We start from the raw sequence: 18,648 nt of genomic DNA, 5'->3' as shown, positions 1-18,648 counted from the left end.
TGCCTTGTTCAGAGTTGCTGGGTTATCAGGGCCATGGCCCGGTCGATCTGCTGCTCGTCGTTGAGCAGGCTGGGCGCCAGGCGGATGACTGGGCCGACGTCGCGGTACACGGCGTCGCACATCACCTTGTTGGTGGTGAGGTGGGCGGCTACGGCATCGGCGTCGTGGTCCTTGATGCGGAAGAACGTGAACCCGGCGGAGAACTGTTCGCTGCGCGGGGTCACCAGCTGGATCTGGCGGTGCTCGGCCAGGCGCTGCTTGAGCAGGCTGTTGAGCTGGTGGATGCGCTGCTGCACATCGGCCTTGCCCAGTTGCAGGTGCAGCTTGAAGGCTTCGCCGGTAGCCCAGCGGTGCTCGAAGGCGTGGTAGCCACCCGGGGTCATGATGGTGGCGAAGTCCTCGTCGCGGGAGAAGGTGGCGACGCTTGGGGTGAGGTGCTGCATGCCGGTGGAAGCGGCGCAGATGATCCCGGTGCCGCGCGGGCCGAACATCCACTTGTGGGTGCCGGCGATGAAATAGTCGCAGTTGAAGTCGGCGAAGCGCGCGTTCTCCACGCCGAAGCCGTGCACGCCGTCGACCACGTAGATGATTCGCTCGGCCTCGCTGCGGTTGCGGTTGTGCCGGCGCACCAGCTCGCCGATCTCGCCCACCGGCAGCTTGACGCCGCTGCCCGAATGCACCCAGGTCATGCCCAGCACCCGGGTGTTGGGCTTGATGGCCTTGTCGAGGGTGCTCAGCACCTGGTCGGTGGACACTGTCCAGGGGTCGTCGAACAGGCGGATCTTGCGCACCGTGGTGCCCTGGCGCTGGCTGCGAAATTCCAGGGCCTTCTGTGCCGAGTAGTGTTCGTGCTCGGTGATCAGGATCTCCTGGCTGGCGCCTACCTTGAGGCCGCCGTAGATCATCGCCAGGCCTTCGGTGGTGCTGCCGGTGAGGGCGATCTGCCGGGGGCCGACCTCCAGGTAGCGGCCGGCCCATTCGCGTACTTCGTCCTCGCGTTGCCATTCGTACTGGCTTTCCCAGTCCATCAGCGCGGCGGGGTTGCGGTCGAGGTCGGCGCGGTGGCGGTCGATCGCCTGCTGCACCGGGCGTGGATGGGCGGTGACCAGGAAGTTGGCGAAGTGCGCCACGTCCGGGGCTAGCGGGAACAGTGTGCGCAGGTTGCGCCACTTGTCGGTGCCGGTCAGTGGCGTGTCGCCGGCCGCCAGGGCCTCGGGCAACAGGGGCAGGCTGGCGGCCAGCAGGCCGGCGTGTTTGAGGAAGGTACGGCGGTTGCTCATGAAATGGGGCACTCGACTCAGCGATTGGCGACGGGGTGGGCGGCTTTCTGCACCTGCTCCCAAACGCGCAGGAAGTTGCCGGCCCACAGCTTGGCGATGTCCGTTTCGCTGTAGCCGCGGGTGAGCAGTTCGGCGGTGACGTTGCGGATTTCCCCGACGTTGCTCCAGCCGTCCAGGCCGCCGCCGTCGTTGAAGTCGGAGCTGATGCCGACGTGGTCGATGCCGACCTTCTTCACCGTGTAGTCGATGGCGTCGACGTATTGGGCCAGGGTGGCTTTGGGCTCTTCCTCGAGGATGGCGTAGAGCGAGCTTGCGTACTCGCCAAAGCGTGCCTCTGGCCAGATGGCGATCACCGCGTCGCCCGGCATCAGGGCGTTGGCCAGGCCTTGCAGCGGCTGCAGGTCGAAGCGCGCGCGCAGGGCGTCGAGCTTGTCCAGCACCGGCTTGCTCAGGGGCTTGAGGTACTGGCCGAAGCCGACCACCTGGATTACTCCGCCGCTGGCCTTGATCAGCTGCATCTCCTTGTCGGAGAGGTTGCGTGGGATGTCCACCAGCGCCCGGGGCGCCGAGTGCGAGGCGACCATGGGGGTGCGCGACAGGCGGGCGACGTCTTCGAGTGCCAGCGTCGACATCTGCGACACGTCGATGATCACGCCCAGGTCGTTGAGGCGCTTGACCGCCTGTTCGCCCAGCGGCGACAGGCCGCCGAGGGCGTCGGCGGTGTCGTTGAAGAACGGCAGCGGGCGCGAGGAGTCGGCCCAGTCGTTGTTGCCGGTGTAGCTGAAGCCGAACATGCGCATGCCGCGCGCGGCCCACAGGTCCAGCTGCGACAGGTCGTGGCCCAGCGGGTAGGCGTTGAGCATGCTGATGAAGATGGCGAACTTGCCTTCGCCGTTGAGGCGGCGGAAGTCGGCGGGGGTGTAGGCGATGCCGACCTGGTTGGGGAAGTCGCGGACCATGCCGCTGATGATCTTGTAGCGCACTTCCTGCTCGTGGCGCGCGGCGTCGACGAAGCCGGCGGTTGGGCGGTGCGGGCCGTTGGCGCCGTTCCAGATCTCCGGCCAGCCGAACACGGTCAGCGCGGCGCCCGACAGGCGCCCGCGGCTGGCCTTGACCAGGTCGAACTGGCCTTCGCCGTCCTTGTCCAGTTCGTTGCCGGCGCTGCCCAGGTCCAGCGGCACGGTGACGTGGCTGTCGAACGAGAGCATGTGCTCGTGCAGGGCATTGGCCTGCTCGACGATCTGGTGCGGGTAGCCGGTCTCCTGGCCTTGCCAGTAGAAGTAGCCGGCGGCGCTCCCCAGGGCGACCGCCAGGGCCAGGGGCAGGCCGATGTACAGGGCTTTGCGGGAACGGGTCTTGGTCATTGCCATCTCGTTGCAGGGCTGATCGGGTGCCTGCCGGTGGCGCACGGGCGCCCGGGCAGGGTTCGGGTATCAGGTGGACGAATGGCGGGGGGGTAAATTTATCGATGCGTTGGCGTTCAGGTTTCGCTGTGGCCGGCCGATAAGCAGTCATCGGAAGGACCCTGGCAGAGGAATAGGGACATGGTTAATTTCACGCTCATCAACATCGCCGGCGCCGCGCCGACGCTCAATACCACCGCTCAGAACGGCACAACCCAGGCCGGCAGCGGCACTCAGGAAGCAGCGCCGCTGAAGATCGACCCCAAGCTGTTCAAGGCTGATGCCAACGCCGGGCCCAGCATCGAGACCGACGAAAGCTCCGATCCGCCCGAGGTCAAAGAGCTGCGCGAGATGATCGAGCGGCTGCAGAAGCAGCTGGCCGAAGAGCAGAAGCAGTTGGCCGCGATGATGGCGAAGCAGCACGACGACCCGGCGAGCCAGGCGGCGATTGCTGCCAAGCAGGCCAGTATCACCACCATCATCGGGCAAATCTCGGCGGCTACCGCGCAGTTGCTGGAGACCCTGAACAAGCTTGGCAGCAGCAGTGCCGGTGGTTCGGTCGACACCGTGGCCTGACCTTCGCCGGGTTGATTGGGTATGCTGGCGGCCCGTGATGAACGAGCCGCCGCAACGCCGATGCCGACCTGGACGCTGAGCACCGCCACCCACCGCAATGCCCGCGAGGTCGTCGATTTCATCGATACCGCCCGCCGTGGGCTTTTCCCGATGCTCGCCGATTCACCGATGCCCAGGGACCTTGCCTGTTTCGAGCAAAGCTACCTCGAGGGGGAGGGGTTGTTCCTGGTCGCCCATGACCAGGGGCGGTTGGTGGCGGGCATCGGGTACCTGCCGTATGACCATCGTTTTGCCCAGCTCGATTACCGCGCTCGCCGTACCGTGGAAGTGGTGCGGTTGTTTGTTGTGCCGGAGTATCGGCGCCATGGGCTGGCAAGGGAGCTGTTTGCGGCGCTGCGCGAGGCGGCGCAGCGAGCTGGGGTTGAGTGGCTGTACCTGCATACCCATCCGTTTTTGCCGGGGGCGATTCGGTTCTGGGAGGGGCAGGGGTTTGCCATTGTGGATGTGGAGGGGGATCCGCTTTGGCGGACTACGCATATGCAGAGGACGGTGTGACGGCTGGGTGCCTGGCTTGAGCGCGCATGCGGGCCATCAGTGCTCGCCGATGTTTTTGCAGTGCCTATGAGTTCGAGCGCCGCCCGCGCGGAGCAAGTCGCATCGGCGGTGCGCCGATGCGACTTGCTCCGCGATTGCATCCCATCGGTTTACTGCTGATCCGGCACCACCGCGATCACATCGATTTCCATCAGCCATTCAGCCTGGGCCAGGCCCGCCACCACCAGCCCGGTTGAAATCGGGAACACGCCCTTGAGCCACTTGCCCACTTCCTTGTACACCGGCTCGCGGAAGCGTGGGTCGGTGATGTAGGTGGTGGTCTTGACGATGTGCGACAGGTCGGAGCCGGCCTCTTCGAGCAGTTGCTTGACGTTCTTCATCGCCTGCTCGGCCTGGGCGCCCGGATCGCCCAGCCCCACCAGGCGGCCTTCGAAGTCGGTGCCGACCTGGCCGCGTACATAAATGGTGTTGCCGGCGCGGACCGCCTGGCACAGGTCATTGTCCAGGGCCTGGTTGGGGTAGGTGGCCTTGGTGTTGAACATGCGAATACGGGTATGAGTTGGCATCAGTGGGCTCCGAGGGTGCTGACGTTGCTGGTCGAGGTGTTCTGCCCATCCGCGTTGCGTTGGTCGCGGTCGCGGTAGGCCAGGTAGGTGCGTTGGGTGGCGATATGGCCGGCGACGTGCTTGGCGTCGTGCCATACGCCCCAGATGAACGACGAGCCACGGCGCGACAGCCAGGGCAGGCCGAGGAAGTACACCCCCGGCTCTTTCGACACGCCGCGCTGGTGCTGTGGCTTGCCGTTGGCATCGAAGGCGTCGACCTGCAGCCAGCTGAAGTCCACGCCGTAGCCGGTGGCCCAGATGATGCTGGTGACATTGGCCTTGGCCAGGTCCAGTTCGCGCAGCGGGTTGCTGACGCAGTCCGGGTCGGGCAGGCGCTTGCGCGCATCGGGCTCCGGCGGCAGGTCGAGGCCGTTGCGCTCGATGTAGGCGTCGGCGGCATCCAGCAGGGCCAGGTAGTTTTCGTCGCCACGCTGGATGTTGTCGGCCAGGTTGTCCTGGAACCGCGCCACGCCGCCTTCGAACGACTGGGTCAGGCCGATCAGGGTCATGCCCTGGTGGGCGAGGGCGCGGAAGTCCACGGTGTGGCCGCCGCGGGCGCCGGACACGGCGATGGTCACGTGTTCGCGGCCGGGCTTGGCGATTTCCGCGTCCCACTCACCGAGCACGCCCAACCACCAGCAGAAGTCGCGGTTGCGGTAGCTGCGCGGTGGGCGGTCGTGGGCGCCGACCGACAGGTACACCTGGCGCCCGGCACGCATCAGCTCTTCGGCGATCTGCACGCCGGAGGAGCCGGCGCCGACCACCAGCACCGCGCCTTCGGGCAGTTGCTCGGGGTTGAAGTAGGCGGCCGAGTGGATCTGGTGCAGGCTTTCATCTTTTGGCGCGATGGCCGGAATGACCGGCTTCTGGAACGGGCCGGTGGCGGCCACCACGCGGTTGGCGTGGATCACGCCCTGGTTGGTTTCGATGGTGAAGCCCGGGCGGTCGGGGTTGCGCGCCACTTTCTTCACTTCCACGCCGGTGCGAACCGGCAGGTTGTATTTGCGTACGTACTGTTCGAAGTAGTCGGCAACCTGGTCCTTGCCGGCGAAGGCGTCGGCGTCCAGGTCGAATTCCAGGCCCGGAAAGCGGTCGTGCCAGACTGGCCCGTTGGCCACCAGCGAGTCCCAGCGGCCGGTGCGCCAGGCCTCGGCGATGCGGTTGCGTTCCAGCACCAGGTGCGGCACGCCGAGCTTGCTCAGGTGTTCGCTCATGGCCACGCCGGCCTGGCCGGCGCCGACCACGAGGGTGTCGATTTGGTAATTGTTCAGTGTCATGTCCGAGCCCTTGTTCAGGCGGTTGTTGTTGAGGTCGGTTGCGAGGACCGCCGTTGCCTGGGGCCAGACTAGGGATGGCTGGTAAATCGCGAAAATAGTATTTAGCTGGGGCTTGCCGATAAATTGGCGAAGGGGTCATCGGGTTGGCAGGCCAGTGCGGGCGGGTTCACCCGCGAAGCAGCCGGCGCGTTGTGTGGCACGGGCTGCGCCCGTGTTCGCGGGTGAACCCGCTCCCACAGGTCCATAGTTTTTTCCTGTGCAATAGCCATGAAAATGCTCGTTTCGCACCTGCCGGGGCTTGCCGAGAATGCAGGCAAACCCAGACAGGAGCTGCACCCATGACCTTTTCCATCATCGGCCGCTGCCAGGACACCGGCCAGGTCGGCATCGCCATCAGTTCGTCGAGCATCGCCGTGGGCGCCCGCTGCCCCTGGGTGCGTGCCGGTGTGGGCGCAGTTGCGACCCAGAACATCACCTTGCCGGCGCTCGGCCCGCAGATCCTCGATGCCCTCGAGCAGGGCCAACTGCCGCCTGCCGCAGTGCTGGACCAGGTGCTCAGCGCCAACGGCTGGAGCGAGTACCGCCAGGTCACGGTGATCGACAGCCATGGCCAGGTAGCGCTGTTCACCGGCAAGGAGGCCCTGGGCGTGCACAACGCGGTGGCCGGCGAGCAATGCGCGGCGGCGGGCAACCTGTTGTCGTCGCAGGCGGTGATCGAGGCGATGGTCGCTGCCTTTGAACAGGCCGGCGGCCACCTCGCCGATCGCCTGTTGGCGGCGATGCATGCGGCCATGGCCGCCGGCGGTGAGGCGGGGCCGGTGCATTCGGCGGCGTTGAAGATTGCCGGCGAGCTGACCTGGCCACTGGTTGACCTGCGCGTGGACTGGGCCGAGCAGGACCCGATCGGCGAGCTGGACCAGCTGTGGCAGGCCTATCGCCCGCAGATGCAGGACTACGTGACCCGTGCGCTCAACCCCACCGTCGCGCCGAGCTACGGAGTGCCGGGCGATGAGTGAGCTGTCCAGCCAGGCGTTGCTGGCGCGGCTGGTGGGGTTTGCCACCGTCAGCCGTGATTCCAACCTGGAGCTGATCGGCTTCATCCGTGACTACCTGGCCGGGCTTGGGGTCGACAGCGAGCTGTTCCTCAATGAGGAGGGCACCAAGGCCAACCTGTTCGCCACCATCGGCCCGACCGATCGCGGCGGCGTGGTGTTGTCCGGGCACACCGACGTGGTGCCGGTGGACGGCCAGGCGTGGACCGTCGAGCCCTTTGCGCTGACCGAGCGTGATGGCCGGCTGTATGGTCGCGGCACCGCCGACATGAAGGGCTACATCGCCTCGGTGCTGGCGGCGGTGCCGGCGTTCCTGGCGCAGCCGTTGAAGCTGCCGGTGCACCTGGCGTTTTCCTATGACGAGGAAGTCGGTTGCCTAGGCGTGCGCTCGATGCTCGAGGCACTGCAGCAGCGGCCACACAAGCCAAGGCTGTGCCTGATCGGCGAGCCCACCGAGCTCAAGCCGGTGCTTGGCCACAAGGGCAAGCTGGCCATGCGTTGCCAGGTGCATGGCGCGGCCTGCCATTCGGCGTATGCGCCCTATGGGGTCAATGCGATCGAGTATGCCGCGCGGCTGATCGGCAAGTTGGGTGAGATCGGTGACGAGCTGGCGCGGCCCGAGCAGCATGACGAGCGCTTCGATCCGCCGTTCTCCACGGTACAGACCGGGGTGATCAAGGGCGGGCGGGCGTTGAACATCGTGCCCGAGGAGTGCGAGTTCGATTTCGAGGTGCGGGCCTTGCCGGGGTTCGAGGCGCAGGCGGTGGCTGACCGTTTGCAGACCTATGCCGAGGCCGAGCTGCTGCCGCGCATGCGGACGGTGAATGCCGGCAGTGACATACGCCTGAAACCGTTGAGCGCGTATCCGGGGTTGGCGACGCCGGCCGACAGTGAGGCGGCGCGGCTGGTGGCGCTGCTCAGTGGGTCTGATGACTTCGGCACGGTGGCGTTCGGCACCGAGGGTGGGCTGTTCGACCAGGCCGGTATCCCTACCGTGGTGTGTGGGCCAGGGAGCATGGACCAGGGGCACAAGCCGGATGAGTTTGTCAGCGTGGCGCAGTTGCGCGGGTGTGATGCGATGTTGATCAGGTTGGCGGAGTACCTGCGCACGGCTTGATGGACAGATCGCGGGGCAAGTCGCATCGGCGCACCGCCGCTCCCACGAGTTGCGTGGGAGTGGGCTTGCCCCGCGAATGAGGCCTGAATTTCAGAAGGTGGCCTTGACTTGGAGGCCCACCACCAGCGCGTTATCGATAGCTTTCCCGGAAAACGCTCCCGGCTCGACGATGTACTGCACATCCGGGCGCAGGTTGAGCCAAGGCGTGGCCTGGTAGCCATAGCTCAGTTCGATCAACTGCTCGGCACTGTCCAGGTTGGGGAAGTCCTGCCCGGCATTGAACGCGGCGTCTTCCAGCACATCCCGGCTACGCGGGTTCGGCACCGCACGGCCATAGCCCAGCGCCACGGTGTCCCGCGGGCGGCCTTCGAGCGGCTTGTACAGCACCACGCCGGCGCCATACCACTTGGTGAACGGCGAGGCTGCCTTGCTCGACGCCGAGTACTGGCCGAAGGCATGCAGGCTGCGGCCCGGTGAAGTGGGGTCGTTCCAAACGGCCTGGTCGATCAGCAGGTAATGGCCACCGCGCCCGGACACCTCCTTGCTGCTGCCGATGCGTTTCACATCGGAGCTGTCGTAGTAGTAGCCCAGCTTGTACTCGCCCGGCAGCTCGCCCTGCAGCTTGTACACCAGTTCCACCGGCACCACCGTGCCCGTGGTGTGCTTGGGCCCGAGGTGCCAGGCGCGGCTGGAATTGCCGTTGCTCTCGGGGTCGACGTTGAACGCCGCCACCCGCAGCTGCCAGGCCGGCGAGAGGTCGTACTTGACCCGCGCACCCAGGTGGGCGTTGGGGTAGTTGGTCCAGCCGCTGCCGCCGGACATGTTCAGCGGGTGGCCGCAGAAACCGGCGTTCATGAAGTTGCACAGGATGCCGCTGTCCAGGCCGCCCAGGTCGTTGCCCATGGCCATGTAGCCGAGCTTGACGTTGAGCGCCGGGGTGAAATTGCGCTCGTAGCTCAGTTCGGTCAGGCGGGTGTACAGGCCACCGTAGTTTTCCTGGATGGGCAGGCGGTTGCCCACCAGGTCTTCCGAGGCGCTGTTGCCGCGGCGGTCGTTGATGGTCAGCTGGACTTTGCCGTCCAGGCTGTACAGCTTCGCCAGGTCGAATTGCACGCCGAGCTTGAGGTTCTGCGAGTAGCGCGCCGAACGGTGCAGGCCGCCGTGGGCGTTGTAGGCGGTTTCGCCGCTGTAGTCGCCGGTGAACTTGACGCCGTCTTCTTCGAGCTGGTGGCGCAGGCCGCCCCAGTCGCCGGTCAGGGTGTTGCGGGTGAGCAGGTCGCTGTCGGCGAGGGCGGTGGTGCTGGCGATTGCCAGGAGCAGGGCAGGGGTGATGCGAATAGCGGATGGCATTGCTGGGTCTCGGGTTGTATTTCAGGGCCTCATCGCCGGCAAGCCGGCTCCTACAGGTACGATGCTGACCACTGTGGGAGCCGGCTTGCCGGCGGTGGGGGCGACGCGGTTTATGGCAGTGCGTACGCCATCACGTAGTCGCCACGGTCGGTCGACTGGCGCGCGCCGCCAGCGGTGACCACCACGTACTGCTTGCCGGTCTTGGGCGAAACGTAGGTCATCGGGCCGCCCTGGCTGCCCACTGGCAGGCGGGCTTTCCAGATTTCGTTGCCGTTGCTGCTGTCATAGGCGCGCAGGTAGAAGTCCTGGGTGCCGGCAATGAACAGCAGGCCACCTTGGGTCGACAGGGTGCCGCCCAGGGTCGGCAGGCCGATCTTGATCGGCAGGTGCATGCGGATACCCAGGGGGCCGGTGTCCTCGACGGTGCCCACCGGCACTTGCCAGGCAATTTGCCGGGTCTTCATGTCGATGGCGGTCAGGGTGCCGAACGGCGGCGCCTGGCACGGGATGCCGGCGACCGACAGGAAGCGGTTCTTGTTCACCGCGTACGGGGTGCCCTTGAGCGGCACGGCGCCCATGCCGGTGTTCAGCGCTTCGCCACCGCCAGCGGCCGCGCCCTGGTTCTGCGAAGGGATCATCTGGATCCACAGGCCCAGGCGCATGTCGTTGACGAAGATGAAGCCGTGCACCGGGTCAGTCGAGAGGCTGCCCCAGTTCATGCCACCGAGCGAACCCGGGAAGCTCAGCGACAGGTCGGTGCCTGGTGCGGTGTACAGGCCGTCGTAGCGCATCTTCTTGAAGTCGATGCGGCACAGCAACTGGTCGAACGGGGTGGCGCCCCACATGTCCGATTCGGTCAGGGTCTGTGCGCCGATCTGCGGCATGCCGACGGATTTCGGTTGGGTGGGCGAGTACGGCTCGTTGGGGATGTTGCTCGGCTTGACCGGTACTTCATCGACTTGGGTCAACGGTTTGCCGGTGGCGCGGTCGAGCACGAAGATCTGCCCGGCCTTGGTGCCGATCACCACTGCAGGCACGGTCTGGCCATCGTCCTTGGTGAAATCGATCAGGCTCGGCTGCATCGGCAGGTCGAAGTCCCAGAGATCGTTGTGCACGGTCTGGTACACCCACTTCTGGTCGCCAGTGGTGGCGTCCAGGGCCAGCACCGAAGCGCCGTAGGTGTGGTCCAGCTGGTTGCGCTCGACACCGTAGATGTCGGTGGACGAGGAACCCATCGGCAGGAACAGGGTGTTCATGGCCGGATCGTAAGACATAGGCGCCCAGCTGTTGGGGGTGCTGCGCACGTAGGTGCTGTCACCTTCAGGGGCTTTACGGTCTTGCGGGTTGCCTGGGTCGAAGGCCCAGCGCATTTCCCCGCTGATCACGTCGAAGCCGCGGATTACGCCGCCGGGCATGTCGGTCTGGACGTTGTCGGCCACACGACCGCCGACCACCACGGTGGTACCGGCCATCAAGGGGGCGGACGACAACTGGTAGTACGAGTCGGGCACATTGCCCAGGCCCGTCATCAGGTTGACCTGGCCGTTGTTGCCGAAGCCCTGGCAGAACTCGCCGGTGTCGGCGTCCACAGCGATCAGGCGGCCGTCGATGGTGTTGGTGAGCAGGCGACGCTGGCAGTTGGCCGCGGCGGGCACGCTGGCGACCGTGATCGGCGAGCTGCCTGGCTGGGAAGGCTGGGCGATCGGCGCGCTGGCGTCGAAGTAGGCCATGCCACGGCAACGCTGCCAGACCTTGGACTGGGCGTTGATGGCGTTCTTCCACAGCTCCTTGCCGGTGTCTGCGTCGAGGGCGATCAGGTTGTTGTGCGGGGTGCAGATGAACACCTTGTTGCCAACCTGCAGCGGGGTGAGCTGGTCTTCGGCGCCGTTGCCGTCGCTGATGGCCACGTCACCGGTGTGGTAGGTCCAGGCCACTTGCAGTTTGTCGACGTTGCCACGGTTGATCTGGTCCAGGGCTGCGAAGCGGCTGCCGCCTTCGGTGTTGCCGTAGTGGGCCCAGTCCTTCTGCTCCTTGCCCGCTTCGACCGGGGTCAGGCCTGGGCCTTTGCCGGTGGGGGCGACGCTGGGGTGGGCGACGAACATGTTGCCGGCGGCAATCGCCAGCACCACGGCCAGCACCCCGGCGATGCCATAGGCGCCACGGCCAGTGCTGCCGCCCTGGGCGCGCACCAGCAGCGGATAGACCAGTGCCACCAGCATGCCGATCGCGCCGAACATGAACAGGCGCGAGAACAGCGGCCAGAAGACCAGGCCGGCATCGGCCACGGCCCAGATCAGCGTGCCGAGCAGGAACAGGGCGTACAGCCAGGCACCGGCGGGTTTGCGGCGGGCGATGAGCAGGCCGGCGATGGCCATGGCCAGGCCACCGACCAGGAAGTACCAGGAGCCGCCGAGGCCGGCGAGCTTGAAGCCGCCGGCGGCCAGCAGCAGGCCGAGCAGGGCGACGATCACGCCCAAGCCGACCAGGATGATTGTGGGGGCGCCAGTGGCGCGGGGGTTGTCTTTCATGCCAGGGATCTCGCAGGTGGAATGCGGCGCAGTTTAAGCCCTTAGCAAGCTAATTAACAAGTTAGTACATTTGTTGCTGGGGCTGATTGTCGCAGGGGTGGGAGGGGGAATGTGTGGCTAAAAGACTAGATCATGCAGGGAAAATGGGGGTGGGGTTCGGGTTTTTCGAGGGGTGGGGAATGTGGTGGTGCGACGATGGTCGTAGGGGATTTTGTGTATTGATGGGCATGGCTGTTACCGCGTGAGGGCTTACAGGTGTTCGCCGGTGTTTTTGCAGCGCCCTCAAGATCGAGCGCCGCCCGCGCGGCGCATCGCTGGCAAGCCAGCTCCCACATCTGTTTCGGGCCAGTTACTCCTGCAAGGTCATCACTGTCCGCCTTGTTGGTTCGACTCGATTTCGAGGCGGGCGCTGATGACGCTGCGCCTGTCTCAAGACATGCGCCAAGGCGGGCAGCGGTACCTTCACAGGCATAATTGGCCCGAAACAGATGTGGGAGCTGGCTTGCCAGCGATGCGCCGCGCGGGCGGCGCTCGATCTCATAGGCGCTGCAAAAACACCGGCAGGCACCTGGTGGCCCTCACCCAGTCTCCCGCCATGCACCTGGCAGCCCCAACTCACCCCCTCAACACTGCAACCCCTCCAGCAAACACCGCAGCGCCCCCTTGACCCGCTCCGCCGCCGCCTGCGGATCATCCTGCGCCACCACCCAGATCCCGGTATCGCCCATGGCCCCATTGATCAGATGCGCCATGGCCACCGCGTCAAACGCCCGCAACCGCCCAGCCTCCTGCAACTCCACCAGCCCCTGGGCCATGGGCCCGATATAGCTGGCCTCTTCCAGCTCGCGCAGGCGCAGGCCCAGCACCCCCGGCGCATCCTGCAGCAGGATGCGCCGCAGGGCCGGGTCGCGCAGCAGGTCGTAGTAGTGCAGGCAGGTGTCGATGTACCCCTCCCAGGGGTCTTGATGGGTGGCGTAGCGCACATCCAGCGCCTGGTTGATCTCATCGAGCAAGCTCTGCACCACCGCAGTGAACAGCCCGGCCTTGCCACCGAAATGGTGATGCAGGGCCCCACGGGTCAGGTCGGCTTCGGCGCACAGGTCATCCATGACCACGGCACTGAAGCCTTTCTCGGTGAACTGGCGGCGGGCGACGGCGATCAGCCGTTCGGTGGTGTCCGCGCTCATGGCGGCGCGGCTACGGCGAGGGGGGGGCATGGCAGGCTCCAACTGAAAGCGATGCCGTGCAAATTAGCATACGTTGCGTATGTCAATAAATGGCATTAGCATACGCGGCGTATGTCAACTCGAGGTATTCACCGTGACTGCTTCTGTAAAGCACAGCGCCGTTTCCTGGCTTGCCGAGCTGCCAGGCTTGCTGCGCCTGGCCCTGCCATTGGTGCTGGGCCTGTCCGCTGCCGAGCTGATCAGCCTGACCGACACCGTGCTGCTGGCCTCGCTCGGCACCGTGGTGCTGGCCTGCGTGGCACTGACCAGCAGCGCCGGGCTGATTTTCCATGCGGGGCTCTACGGCATGCTCGCCACCCTCAGTGTGCGCGTCGGCCATGCCTTCGGTGCCGATGACCCGGCGGCGGTTACGCGCACCCTGCGCGCAGGCCTTGGCTACGGGTTGCTGATCGGCACCCTGGGCTGCCTGGCGATGCTGGCTGCCTTGCCGCTGCTGCAGTGGCTGGGCGTGCCTTTGCCGGACGTGGCGTTGCTGACCCCTTATTGGCAGGCCATGGCGGTGTTCCTGATCCCGTACTGCCTGATCGTGGTGTTCAAGGACGTGCTGGAAGCCATTGGCCGCCCGTGGGTGGCGGTATGCCTGGTGATGAGCGCGGTGTTGTTCAACATCCCGCTGAGCTACGGCCTGATCCATGGCCATTTCGGCCTGCCGGCGCTGGGGCTGGTGGGGGCTGGGATCGCCGGGGTGCTCGCCGAGTTGCTGGCGCTGCTGCTGGCCCTGGCTTACTGGTGCCTGGCACCGTCGCTGGCGGGCTATCGCCAGCTGCCGCACGGGCACAAGTTGCGCTGGCGCACGCTGCTCGGCGAGGGCTGGCCGTTGGGCATGGGTTACCTGGGCGAAGCCGGCGCGGTGGTGATCGCCGCCTGGATGCTCGGCTGGCTGGGCAACGCCGCACTGGCAGCCAACCAGGTAGTGCATTCGATCGGCGCGCTGCTGTACATGCTGCCACTGGGCATGGCGGCGGCAGTGAGCATCCGCATCAGCCAGGCCCAGGGCCGTGGTGAGACCGCCCGCATCCGGGTCATCGGCAGCGCCACCTTCGTCAGCGTTACCGCATGGATGCTCCTGGCCACCGTGCTGCTGGTGCTGTTCGGCCGGCGCATCGCCGAGGCCATGAGCGACGACCCGCAGGTGGTCGCCATCGCTGTGCCGATGTTCGTGGTGGTGGCGGCGATGCAAGTGGCCGACGGCCTGCAGTCCACCGCGCTGGGGGCCTTGCGTGGGCTGCAGGACTACCGCTGGCCGGTGGGGGTGACGATGATCAGCTACTGGTTGCTGGCGCTGCCGCTCAGTTACTGGCTGGCCTTCCATTCCACCTTGGGTGCGGTGGGGGTGTGGGTCGGTTTCGCCAGCGGCCTGGCCGTGGCCGCCGTGTTGCTGCCGTGGCGCTTCTATCGGCTGCAGGCCGCGCCAGCCCCGGTGGCCTTGGCTCAGCCGCGGTAGAACACCGCCAGCCACACGGTGGCCACGCCGGCCTCGGTCCATTCGACCCGGTGCCGGCAGTGCGGCGGGATGTCCAGGTGGTCGCCTGGGCGCAATACACGGGTCTCGGTCTCGTGCTCAAGGCGCAACCCGGCGCTGCCGTTGAGCACCACCACCCACTCGCCTTCGTCCTGGTCGTACCAGAAGCCTGGCGGGCTGGCCTGGCCGCTGGAGACGATGCGCTCGATACGCAGGCCTGGGCGTTGCAGCAGGTCGTCGAACTGCTCGCTGGCCTGTGGGTCGAGGGCGGGCAGGGCGGTGAACAGGTTGTCAGGCATGGAGGGCGCGTCCGTGGTTGATTCCAGGGCCTGATTGTAGGAAGGTTCCTGGCTTTGCCCCAGGGAAAATTGCCATGGACAAGCTGCTGGCGCTCAAGGTGTTCATGGCGACCGTCGAGGCCCAGGGGTTTTCCGCCGCAGCACGCAGGCTTGGGGTGGCGACCTCGTCGGTGACGCGCCTGGTCGATGCGCTGGAGAGCGAACTGGGCGCCACCTTGCTCAACCGCTCGACCCGCCAGGTCAGCCTGACCGAGGCCGGTGCCGCCTACTACCAGCGTGCCCGTGACATCCTCGAAGCCCTGGCCGAGGCCGATGCCAGCGTCGCCGACCGTGGCGAGGAGCCCGTCGGCGTGCTGCGCCTGTGCCTGCCGGTGGAGTTCGGCCGGCGGGTGATTGCCCCGCACCTTGGCGCCTTCTTGGCCCGCCATCCAGGCCTGGAACTGGATATCGACCTCAGCGACCGCTTCGATGACCTGCTCGATGGCCGCTATGACCTGACCATCCGCCTCGGCGAACCCGCACCCAGCGACGAACTGGTGTGCCGTCGGCTGGGGCAGTTCGAGCGCTGGCTGGTGGCCAGCCCGGCCTATGTGGCACAAGGCCCCGCGCTGGACGACCCTCGGCAATTGAGCACCCGCGCCTGCCTGCGCTTTCGCTATGGCCAGTCGGCCCGGCCCTGGCGTTTGCAGCAAGGTGAACAGCGCCTGGAGCTGGACGTTACCGGCCCGTTGCGCAGCGCCAACGCCGACCTGCTGCGCGAGGCCGCCATCGCCGGCAGCGGCGTGGCGCTGCTGGCCGACTGGCTGGTGCGCGAGGATGTTGCGGCCGGGCGCCTGCAACGGCTGTTCGCCGACTGGCAGGTGAGCCCGGGCGCGGCCAGCGCCACCATCAACGCGCTGTACCTGCCCAACCACCGAGGGTCGCGGCGGGTGAAGGCGTTCGTTGCGTTCTGCGAGGGCTTGCTGGCGCGCTAGCCGTTGCGCAGGGCGCAAAGCCTTGTTGCGTTGCCGACGGATTCTGCCGCGCGGAGCTTCCCGGCACCATGCCCGCACTTCTACATCGCTTAGCGAGGCTACCCCCATGAATGCTTCCGTCGCTGTCGCCCAGCCGTCAGCGCCCGGCCTGAGCCGCGCCCTGGTGACGCTGCTGGCCTTCTGTTGCGGCGCCATCGTCGCCAACATCTACTACGCCCAGCCCATCGTTGGGCTGATCGCGCCTGACCTGGGCCTGTCCGCCGCACACGCCAGCTGGATCGTTTCGCTGACCCAGCTGGGCTACGCCCTCGGGCTGCTGTTGCTGGTACCGCTGGCTGACCTGGTGGAAAACCGCAGGCTGATGATCGCCACCGCAGTGCTGGCGACCGTCAGCCTGCTGCTGGCCGGCAACAGCGGCCATGGCCAGGGCCAGCTGTTCCTGGCCTATGCCTTGCTCATCGGCTTCAGTTCGGTGGCGGTGCAGATGCTGGTGCCGCTGGCCGCGCACCTGGCGCCCGAGCACCAGCGTGGGCGGGTGGTGGGTAACATCATGGGTGGCCTGTTGCTGGGCATCCTGTTGGCCCGGCCGTTGTCGAGCCTGGTGGCCGATCATTTCGGCTGGCGCACGGTGTTCATCGGCGCGGCCGGGGTGATGCTGGCGATCATCCTATTGCTGGCCCTGACCCTGCCGCGCCGGGAGCCCGAGCACAAGGCCAGCTATGCCGGGTTGATGGCCTCGCTGCTGGTATTGCTGCGCCGCTACCCGTTGCTGCGCCAGCGCTCGCTGTACCAGGCGCTGATGTTCGCCGCCTTCAGCTTGTACTGGACAGCGGTGCCGCTGGCCCTGGCCGCAGAGCATGGCCTGTCGCAAAGCCAGATCGCGTTGTTCGCACTGGTCGGCGCCGTAGGGGCGGTGGCCGCGCCGCTGGCCGGGCGCCTGGCGGATGCCGGGCATGGCCGACAGGCTTCGTTGCTGGCAATGGCGCTGGCGCCGCTGGCCTTGCTGCTGGGCCTGAGCACGCCGGGCATGAGCGTGATCGGCCTGGGGTTGACCGGGGTGCTGCTGGACTTTGCGGTGCAGATGAACATGGTGATCGGCCAGCGCGAGGTCTATGCGCTCGACCCCGCCAGCCGCGGGCGCCTCAATGCGCTGTACATGACCAGCATCTTCCTGGGCGGGGCTGTGGGTTCGGCGCTGGCCAGCGGGGTGTATGCGCACTTCGGCTGGGCGGGCGTGGCGTTGCTGGGCGCGGCTTTGCCGATGCTGGGGCTGGGCGCCTTCCTGCTGGCGCGGCAGCGCTAGCACAGGCGGGCGGCGATCATCCCGGCCAGCCCCAGCAGGCAGCCCAGGCCAACTGCAAACGCCAGTGTGCGCCAGGGTTGCCAGGCCGCCAGGTAGGCCAGGGTATGGGCCAGCCGGGCTGTGGTGAACAACGCGCACAACCACAGGGTCGGCAGCTCAGGTGTGTGCAGGGTGATTGCCAGGCCGCCGAGCACGAAGAACAGCGGGATGTTCTCCAGGTCATTGGCCCAGGCCTGGGCGGCGCGGCGGACTTCGGGGCGCTCCTGGGCCGCGGCCGTGCGGCCCAGCACGGCGGCATCCTCGGCGTTGACGAAGGTCAGGTGACGCAAGCGGTAATACCCCTGGTAGCAGGAGATCGCCAGCATCTTGAGGAACAGCAGCAACACACTGGCGGCGAACACCGTGATCATGGCCGATGGCCTCTGAACCCGTGCACGACCAGGTACAGCAGCGGGCCGATCGAAACGAACACCAGGGTCAGCAGGCAGTAGGGCAGCACACTGCGCCCCGGGCGCCCATGGCGCTGGGCATCGCGCCACATCCACAGGCAGGCCAGCGCCGCCATCAGGTACAGGTCGATGACCACCTGCAGAGTGTCCGGGCTGCTGATCAGTTGCAGCCCGAAGGCCAGCAACGACTGCTCGGCATGGGCCATGGTCCAGCAGGTGTAGAGGGTCAAGGCGATCAGGGTGGCGAGTGCCAGCCAGGGTTTGCGCATGGTGGGAGCTCCGGGGTGGTTTCGATGCCCGAACACTAGTGATAGGGTCCCAGCCCAGCAATGACCTCAGAGGTCATGGACGACTCACCTGAACATTCGCAGGCTCAGCCCATGGACATTTCCACCTTTCACCCCACCCGGCCAACGTCCACCGCAGGTTCGCCGTTGCGCCAGTTGCGCCGCCAGGCCGGGCTCAGCCAGATGCAGCTGGCCCTGCGTGCCGGCGTTTCGCAGCGTCACCTCAGTTGCATCGAAACCGGTCGGGCGCGGCCAGGCATTGCCACCCTGCATGCCTTGCTGAGCGCGCTGGATGCGCCACTGGAGCGCTGCAACGAGGTGTTCCTCGCCGCGGGCCTTGCGCCGCGCTACCAGGCCTCGCCGCTGGATGCCCCGGCGCTGGCGGCCGTGCGCGATGCCATGGAGCACCTGTTGCAGGCCAACAACCCCGCACCGGCAATCGTCATCGACGGTAACTGGGACGTGCTGGCGGCCAATAGTGCGACGGCCGCGCTGTTTGCCATGCTCGGGTTGCCGCCGTCGCAGGTGGAGGGGTTGAACATGCTGGCCATGCTGTTTGCGCCCGGCGGGCTGGGTGACTACTTGCTCAATGCCGAAGAGATTCGTGCGGTGGGTTGGCTGCGTGCCCGTCAGGAGTCGCTGAGCAATCCGGTATTGGCAAAGCGCCTGGCGCAGATGGCGCTGCCAGGCGAGCTTGAACCTGCCGAGGGCGTGTTGCCGCCGCTGCTGTTGACGCGGCTGGCATCGCCTCAGGGCGAGCTGACCTTCATGTCGACTTTCACCACTTTTGGCATGCCCCAGGACATTACGGTCGAGTCATTGCGCATCGAGCACCTGGTGCCGGCGGATGCACGAACCTGGCAGGTCATGCGCGAGGCCTGTTC

The 18,648-nt window shown here is 66.6% G+C and carries 18 protein-coding genes; 8 read left to right on the top strand and 10 right to left on the bottom strand.

The window, feature by feature from the left end; all coding sequences use genetic code 11:
- Positions 1-8: 8 nt before the first annotated feature.
- Together ACQ4N9_RS22490 and pvdM are read right to left on the bottom strand one after the other, a co-directional pair.
- Positions 9-1,280, bottom strand: coding sequence for an aminotransferase class V-fold PLP-dependent enzyme (locus ACQ4N9_RS22490; protein ID WP_390969825.1), 1,272 nt, complete (start codon positions 1,278-1,280; stop codon positions 9-11).
- 17 nt (positions 1,281-1,297) lie between these two features.
- Positions 1,298-2,644, bottom strand: a complete 1,347-nt coding sequence (gene pvdM, locus ACQ4N9_RS22485; protein WP_390969827.1) for a pyoverdine-tailoring dipeptidase-like protein PvdM — start codon at positions 2,642-2,644, stop codon at positions 1,298-1,300.
- 180 nt (positions 2,645-2,824) lie between these two features.
- On the opposite strand from pvdM, the gene ACQ4N9_RS22480 reads away from it, so the two are divergent.
- Positions 2,825-3,259: a hypothetical protein gene (locus ACQ4N9_RS22480; protein ID WP_390969829.1), complete on the top strand. Its 435-nt coding sequence runs from the start codon at positions 2,825-2,827 to the stop codon at positions 3,257-3,259.
- A 60-nt stretch (positions 3,260-3,319) separates the two neighbouring features.
- Complete coding sequence (locus ACQ4N9_RS22475) at positions 3,320-3,814, top strand: GNAT family N-acetyltransferase (protein WP_390969977.1); 495 nt, start codon at positions 3,320-3,322, stop codon at positions 3,812-3,814.
- Between the two features lie 149 nt (positions 3,815-3,963).
- Here the strand turns inward: ACQ4N9_RS22475 and ACQ4N9_RS22470 are convergent, their stop codons facing one another.
- Both ACQ4N9_RS22470 and ACQ4N9_RS22465 read right to left on the bottom strand, forming a co-directional pair.
- The gene (locus tag ACQ4N9_RS22470; RefSeq protein ID WP_258642059.1) at positions 3,964-4,380 is read right to left on the bottom strand and encodes a RidA family protein; all 417 of its coding nucleotides are present in this window, start codon (positions 4,378-4,380) and stop codon (positions 3,964-3,966) included.
- On the bottom strand, positions 4,380-5,696 hold the full coding sequence (locus ACQ4N9_RS22465; RefSeq protein ID WP_390969831.1) for a flavin-containing monooxygenase: 1,317 nt from the start codon (positions 5,694-5,696) through the stop codon (positions 4,380-4,382). Before ACQ4N9_RS22465 ends, ACQ4N9_RS22470 begins: the two co-directional genes overlap by 1 nt.
- Positions 5,697-6,034: 338 nt before the next feature.
- On the opposite strand from ACQ4N9_RS22465, the gene ACQ4N9_RS22460 reads away from it, so the two are divergent.
- Positions 6,035-6,712, top strand: a complete 678-nt coding sequence (locus tag ACQ4N9_RS22460; protein ID WP_390969833.1) for a DUF1028 domain-containing protein — start codon at positions 6,035-6,037, stop codon at positions 6,710-6,712.
- Positions 6,705-7,865: an acetylornithine deacetylase gene (gene argE / locus ACQ4N9_RS22455; RefSeq protein WP_390969835.1), complete on the top strand. Its 1,161-nt coding sequence runs from the start codon at positions 6,705-6,707 to the stop codon at positions 7,863-7,865. Before ACQ4N9_RS22460 ends, argE begins: the two co-directional genes overlap by 8 nt.
- Positions 7,866-7,955: 90 nt before the next feature.
- Here the strand turns inward: argE and ACQ4N9_RS22450 are convergent, their stop codons facing one another.
- The 3 genes from ACQ4N9_RS22450 to ACQ4N9_RS22440 all read right to left on the bottom strand — a co-directional run bounded on the left by ACQ4N9_RS22450 (position 7,956) and on the right by ACQ4N9_RS22440 (position 12,960).
- Positions 7,956-9,215 (bottom strand): carbohydrate porin, encoded by a 1,260-nt coding sequence (locus ACQ4N9_RS22450; RefSeq protein WP_390969837.1) that lies wholly within the window; start codon positions 9,213-9,215, stop codon positions 7,956-7,958.
- A 110-nt stretch (positions 9,216-9,325) separates the two neighbouring features.
- On the bottom strand, positions 9,326-11,743 hold the full coding sequence (locus tag ACQ4N9_RS22445) for a glucose/quinate/shikimate family membrane-bound PQQ-dependent dehydrogenase (RefSeq protein WP_390969839.1): 2,418 nt from the start codon (positions 11,741-11,743) through the stop codon (positions 9,326-9,328).
- A gap of 623 nt (positions 11,744-12,366) precedes the next feature.
- Entirely contained in the window at positions 12,367-12,960 is a 594-nt protein-coding gene (locus ACQ4N9_RS22440; RefSeq protein ID WP_390969841.1) for a TetR/AcrR family transcriptional regulator, read from the bottom strand.
- A 103-nt stretch (positions 12,961-13,063) separates the two neighbouring features.
- Between ACQ4N9_RS22440 and ACQ4N9_RS22435 the strand changes: the two genes are divergently transcribed.
- Positions 13,064-14,434 carry an MATE family efflux transporter gene (locus tag ACQ4N9_RS22435; RefSeq protein ID WP_390969843.1) on the top strand — a complete coding sequence of 457 codons (1,371 nt, stop codon included), beginning with the start codon at positions 13,064-13,066 and terminating at the stop codon, positions 14,432-14,434.
- Here ACQ4N9_RS22435 and ACQ4N9_RS22430 read toward each other — a convergent pair.
- Entirely contained in the window at positions 14,422-14,751 is a 330-nt protein-coding gene (locus ACQ4N9_RS22430; RefSeq protein ID WP_390969845.1) for a cupin domain-containing protein, read from the bottom strand. The genes ACQ4N9_RS22435 and ACQ4N9_RS22430 overlap by 13 nt on opposite strands.
- 74 nt (positions 14,752-14,825) lie before the next feature.
- Here ACQ4N9_RS22430 and ACQ4N9_RS22425 point away from each other — a divergent pair, with 74 nt between their 5' ends.
- Entirely contained in the window at positions 14,826-15,725 is a 900-nt protein-coding gene (locus ACQ4N9_RS22425) for a LysR family transcriptional regulator (protein ID WP_390969847.1), read from the top strand.
- A gap of 106 nt (positions 15,726-15,831) precedes the next feature.
- Complete coding sequence (locus ACQ4N9_RS22420; RefSeq protein ID WP_390969849.1) at positions 15,832-17,028, top strand: MFS transporter; 1,197 nt, start codon at positions 15,832-15,834, stop codon at positions 17,026-17,028.
- Here ACQ4N9_RS22420 and ACQ4N9_RS22415 read toward each other — a convergent pair.
- A complete protein-coding gene (locus ACQ4N9_RS22415) occupies positions 17,025-17,438 on the bottom strand; it encodes an MAPEG family protein (protein ID WP_390969851.1) in 414 nt (137 codons plus the stop codon). The two genes, ACQ4N9_RS22420 and ACQ4N9_RS22415, sit on opposite strands and share 4 nt — an antisense overlap.
- Positions 17,435-17,746 carry a DUF2834 domain-containing protein gene (locus tag ACQ4N9_RS22410; RefSeq protein ID WP_125858946.1) on the bottom strand — a complete coding sequence of 104 codons (312 nt, stop codon included), beginning with the start codon at positions 17,744-17,746 and terminating at the stop codon, positions 17,435-17,437. The genes ACQ4N9_RS22415 and ACQ4N9_RS22410 overlap by 4 nt, the downstream gene beginning before the upstream one ends.
- A gap of 111 nt (positions 17,747-17,857) precedes the next feature.
- On the opposite strand from ACQ4N9_RS22410, the gene ACQ4N9_RS22405 reads away from it, so the two are divergent.
- Positions 17,858-18,648 (top strand): helix-turn-helix domain-containing protein (locus ACQ4N9_RS22405; RefSeq protein ID WP_430933750.1); only part of this gene is annotated, 791 nt, incomplete at its 3' end.

Origin of the sequence: Pseudomonas sp. ES1, assembly GCF_050586605.1 — a bacterium.
GTDB lineage: Bacteria > Pseudomonadota > Gammaproteobacteria > Pseudomonadales > Pseudomonadaceae > Aquipseudomonas > Aquipseudomonas sichuanensis.
Note: the sequence above shows the minus strand (reverse complement) of the source record. Positions and strands in the feature narration are given on the sequence as shown.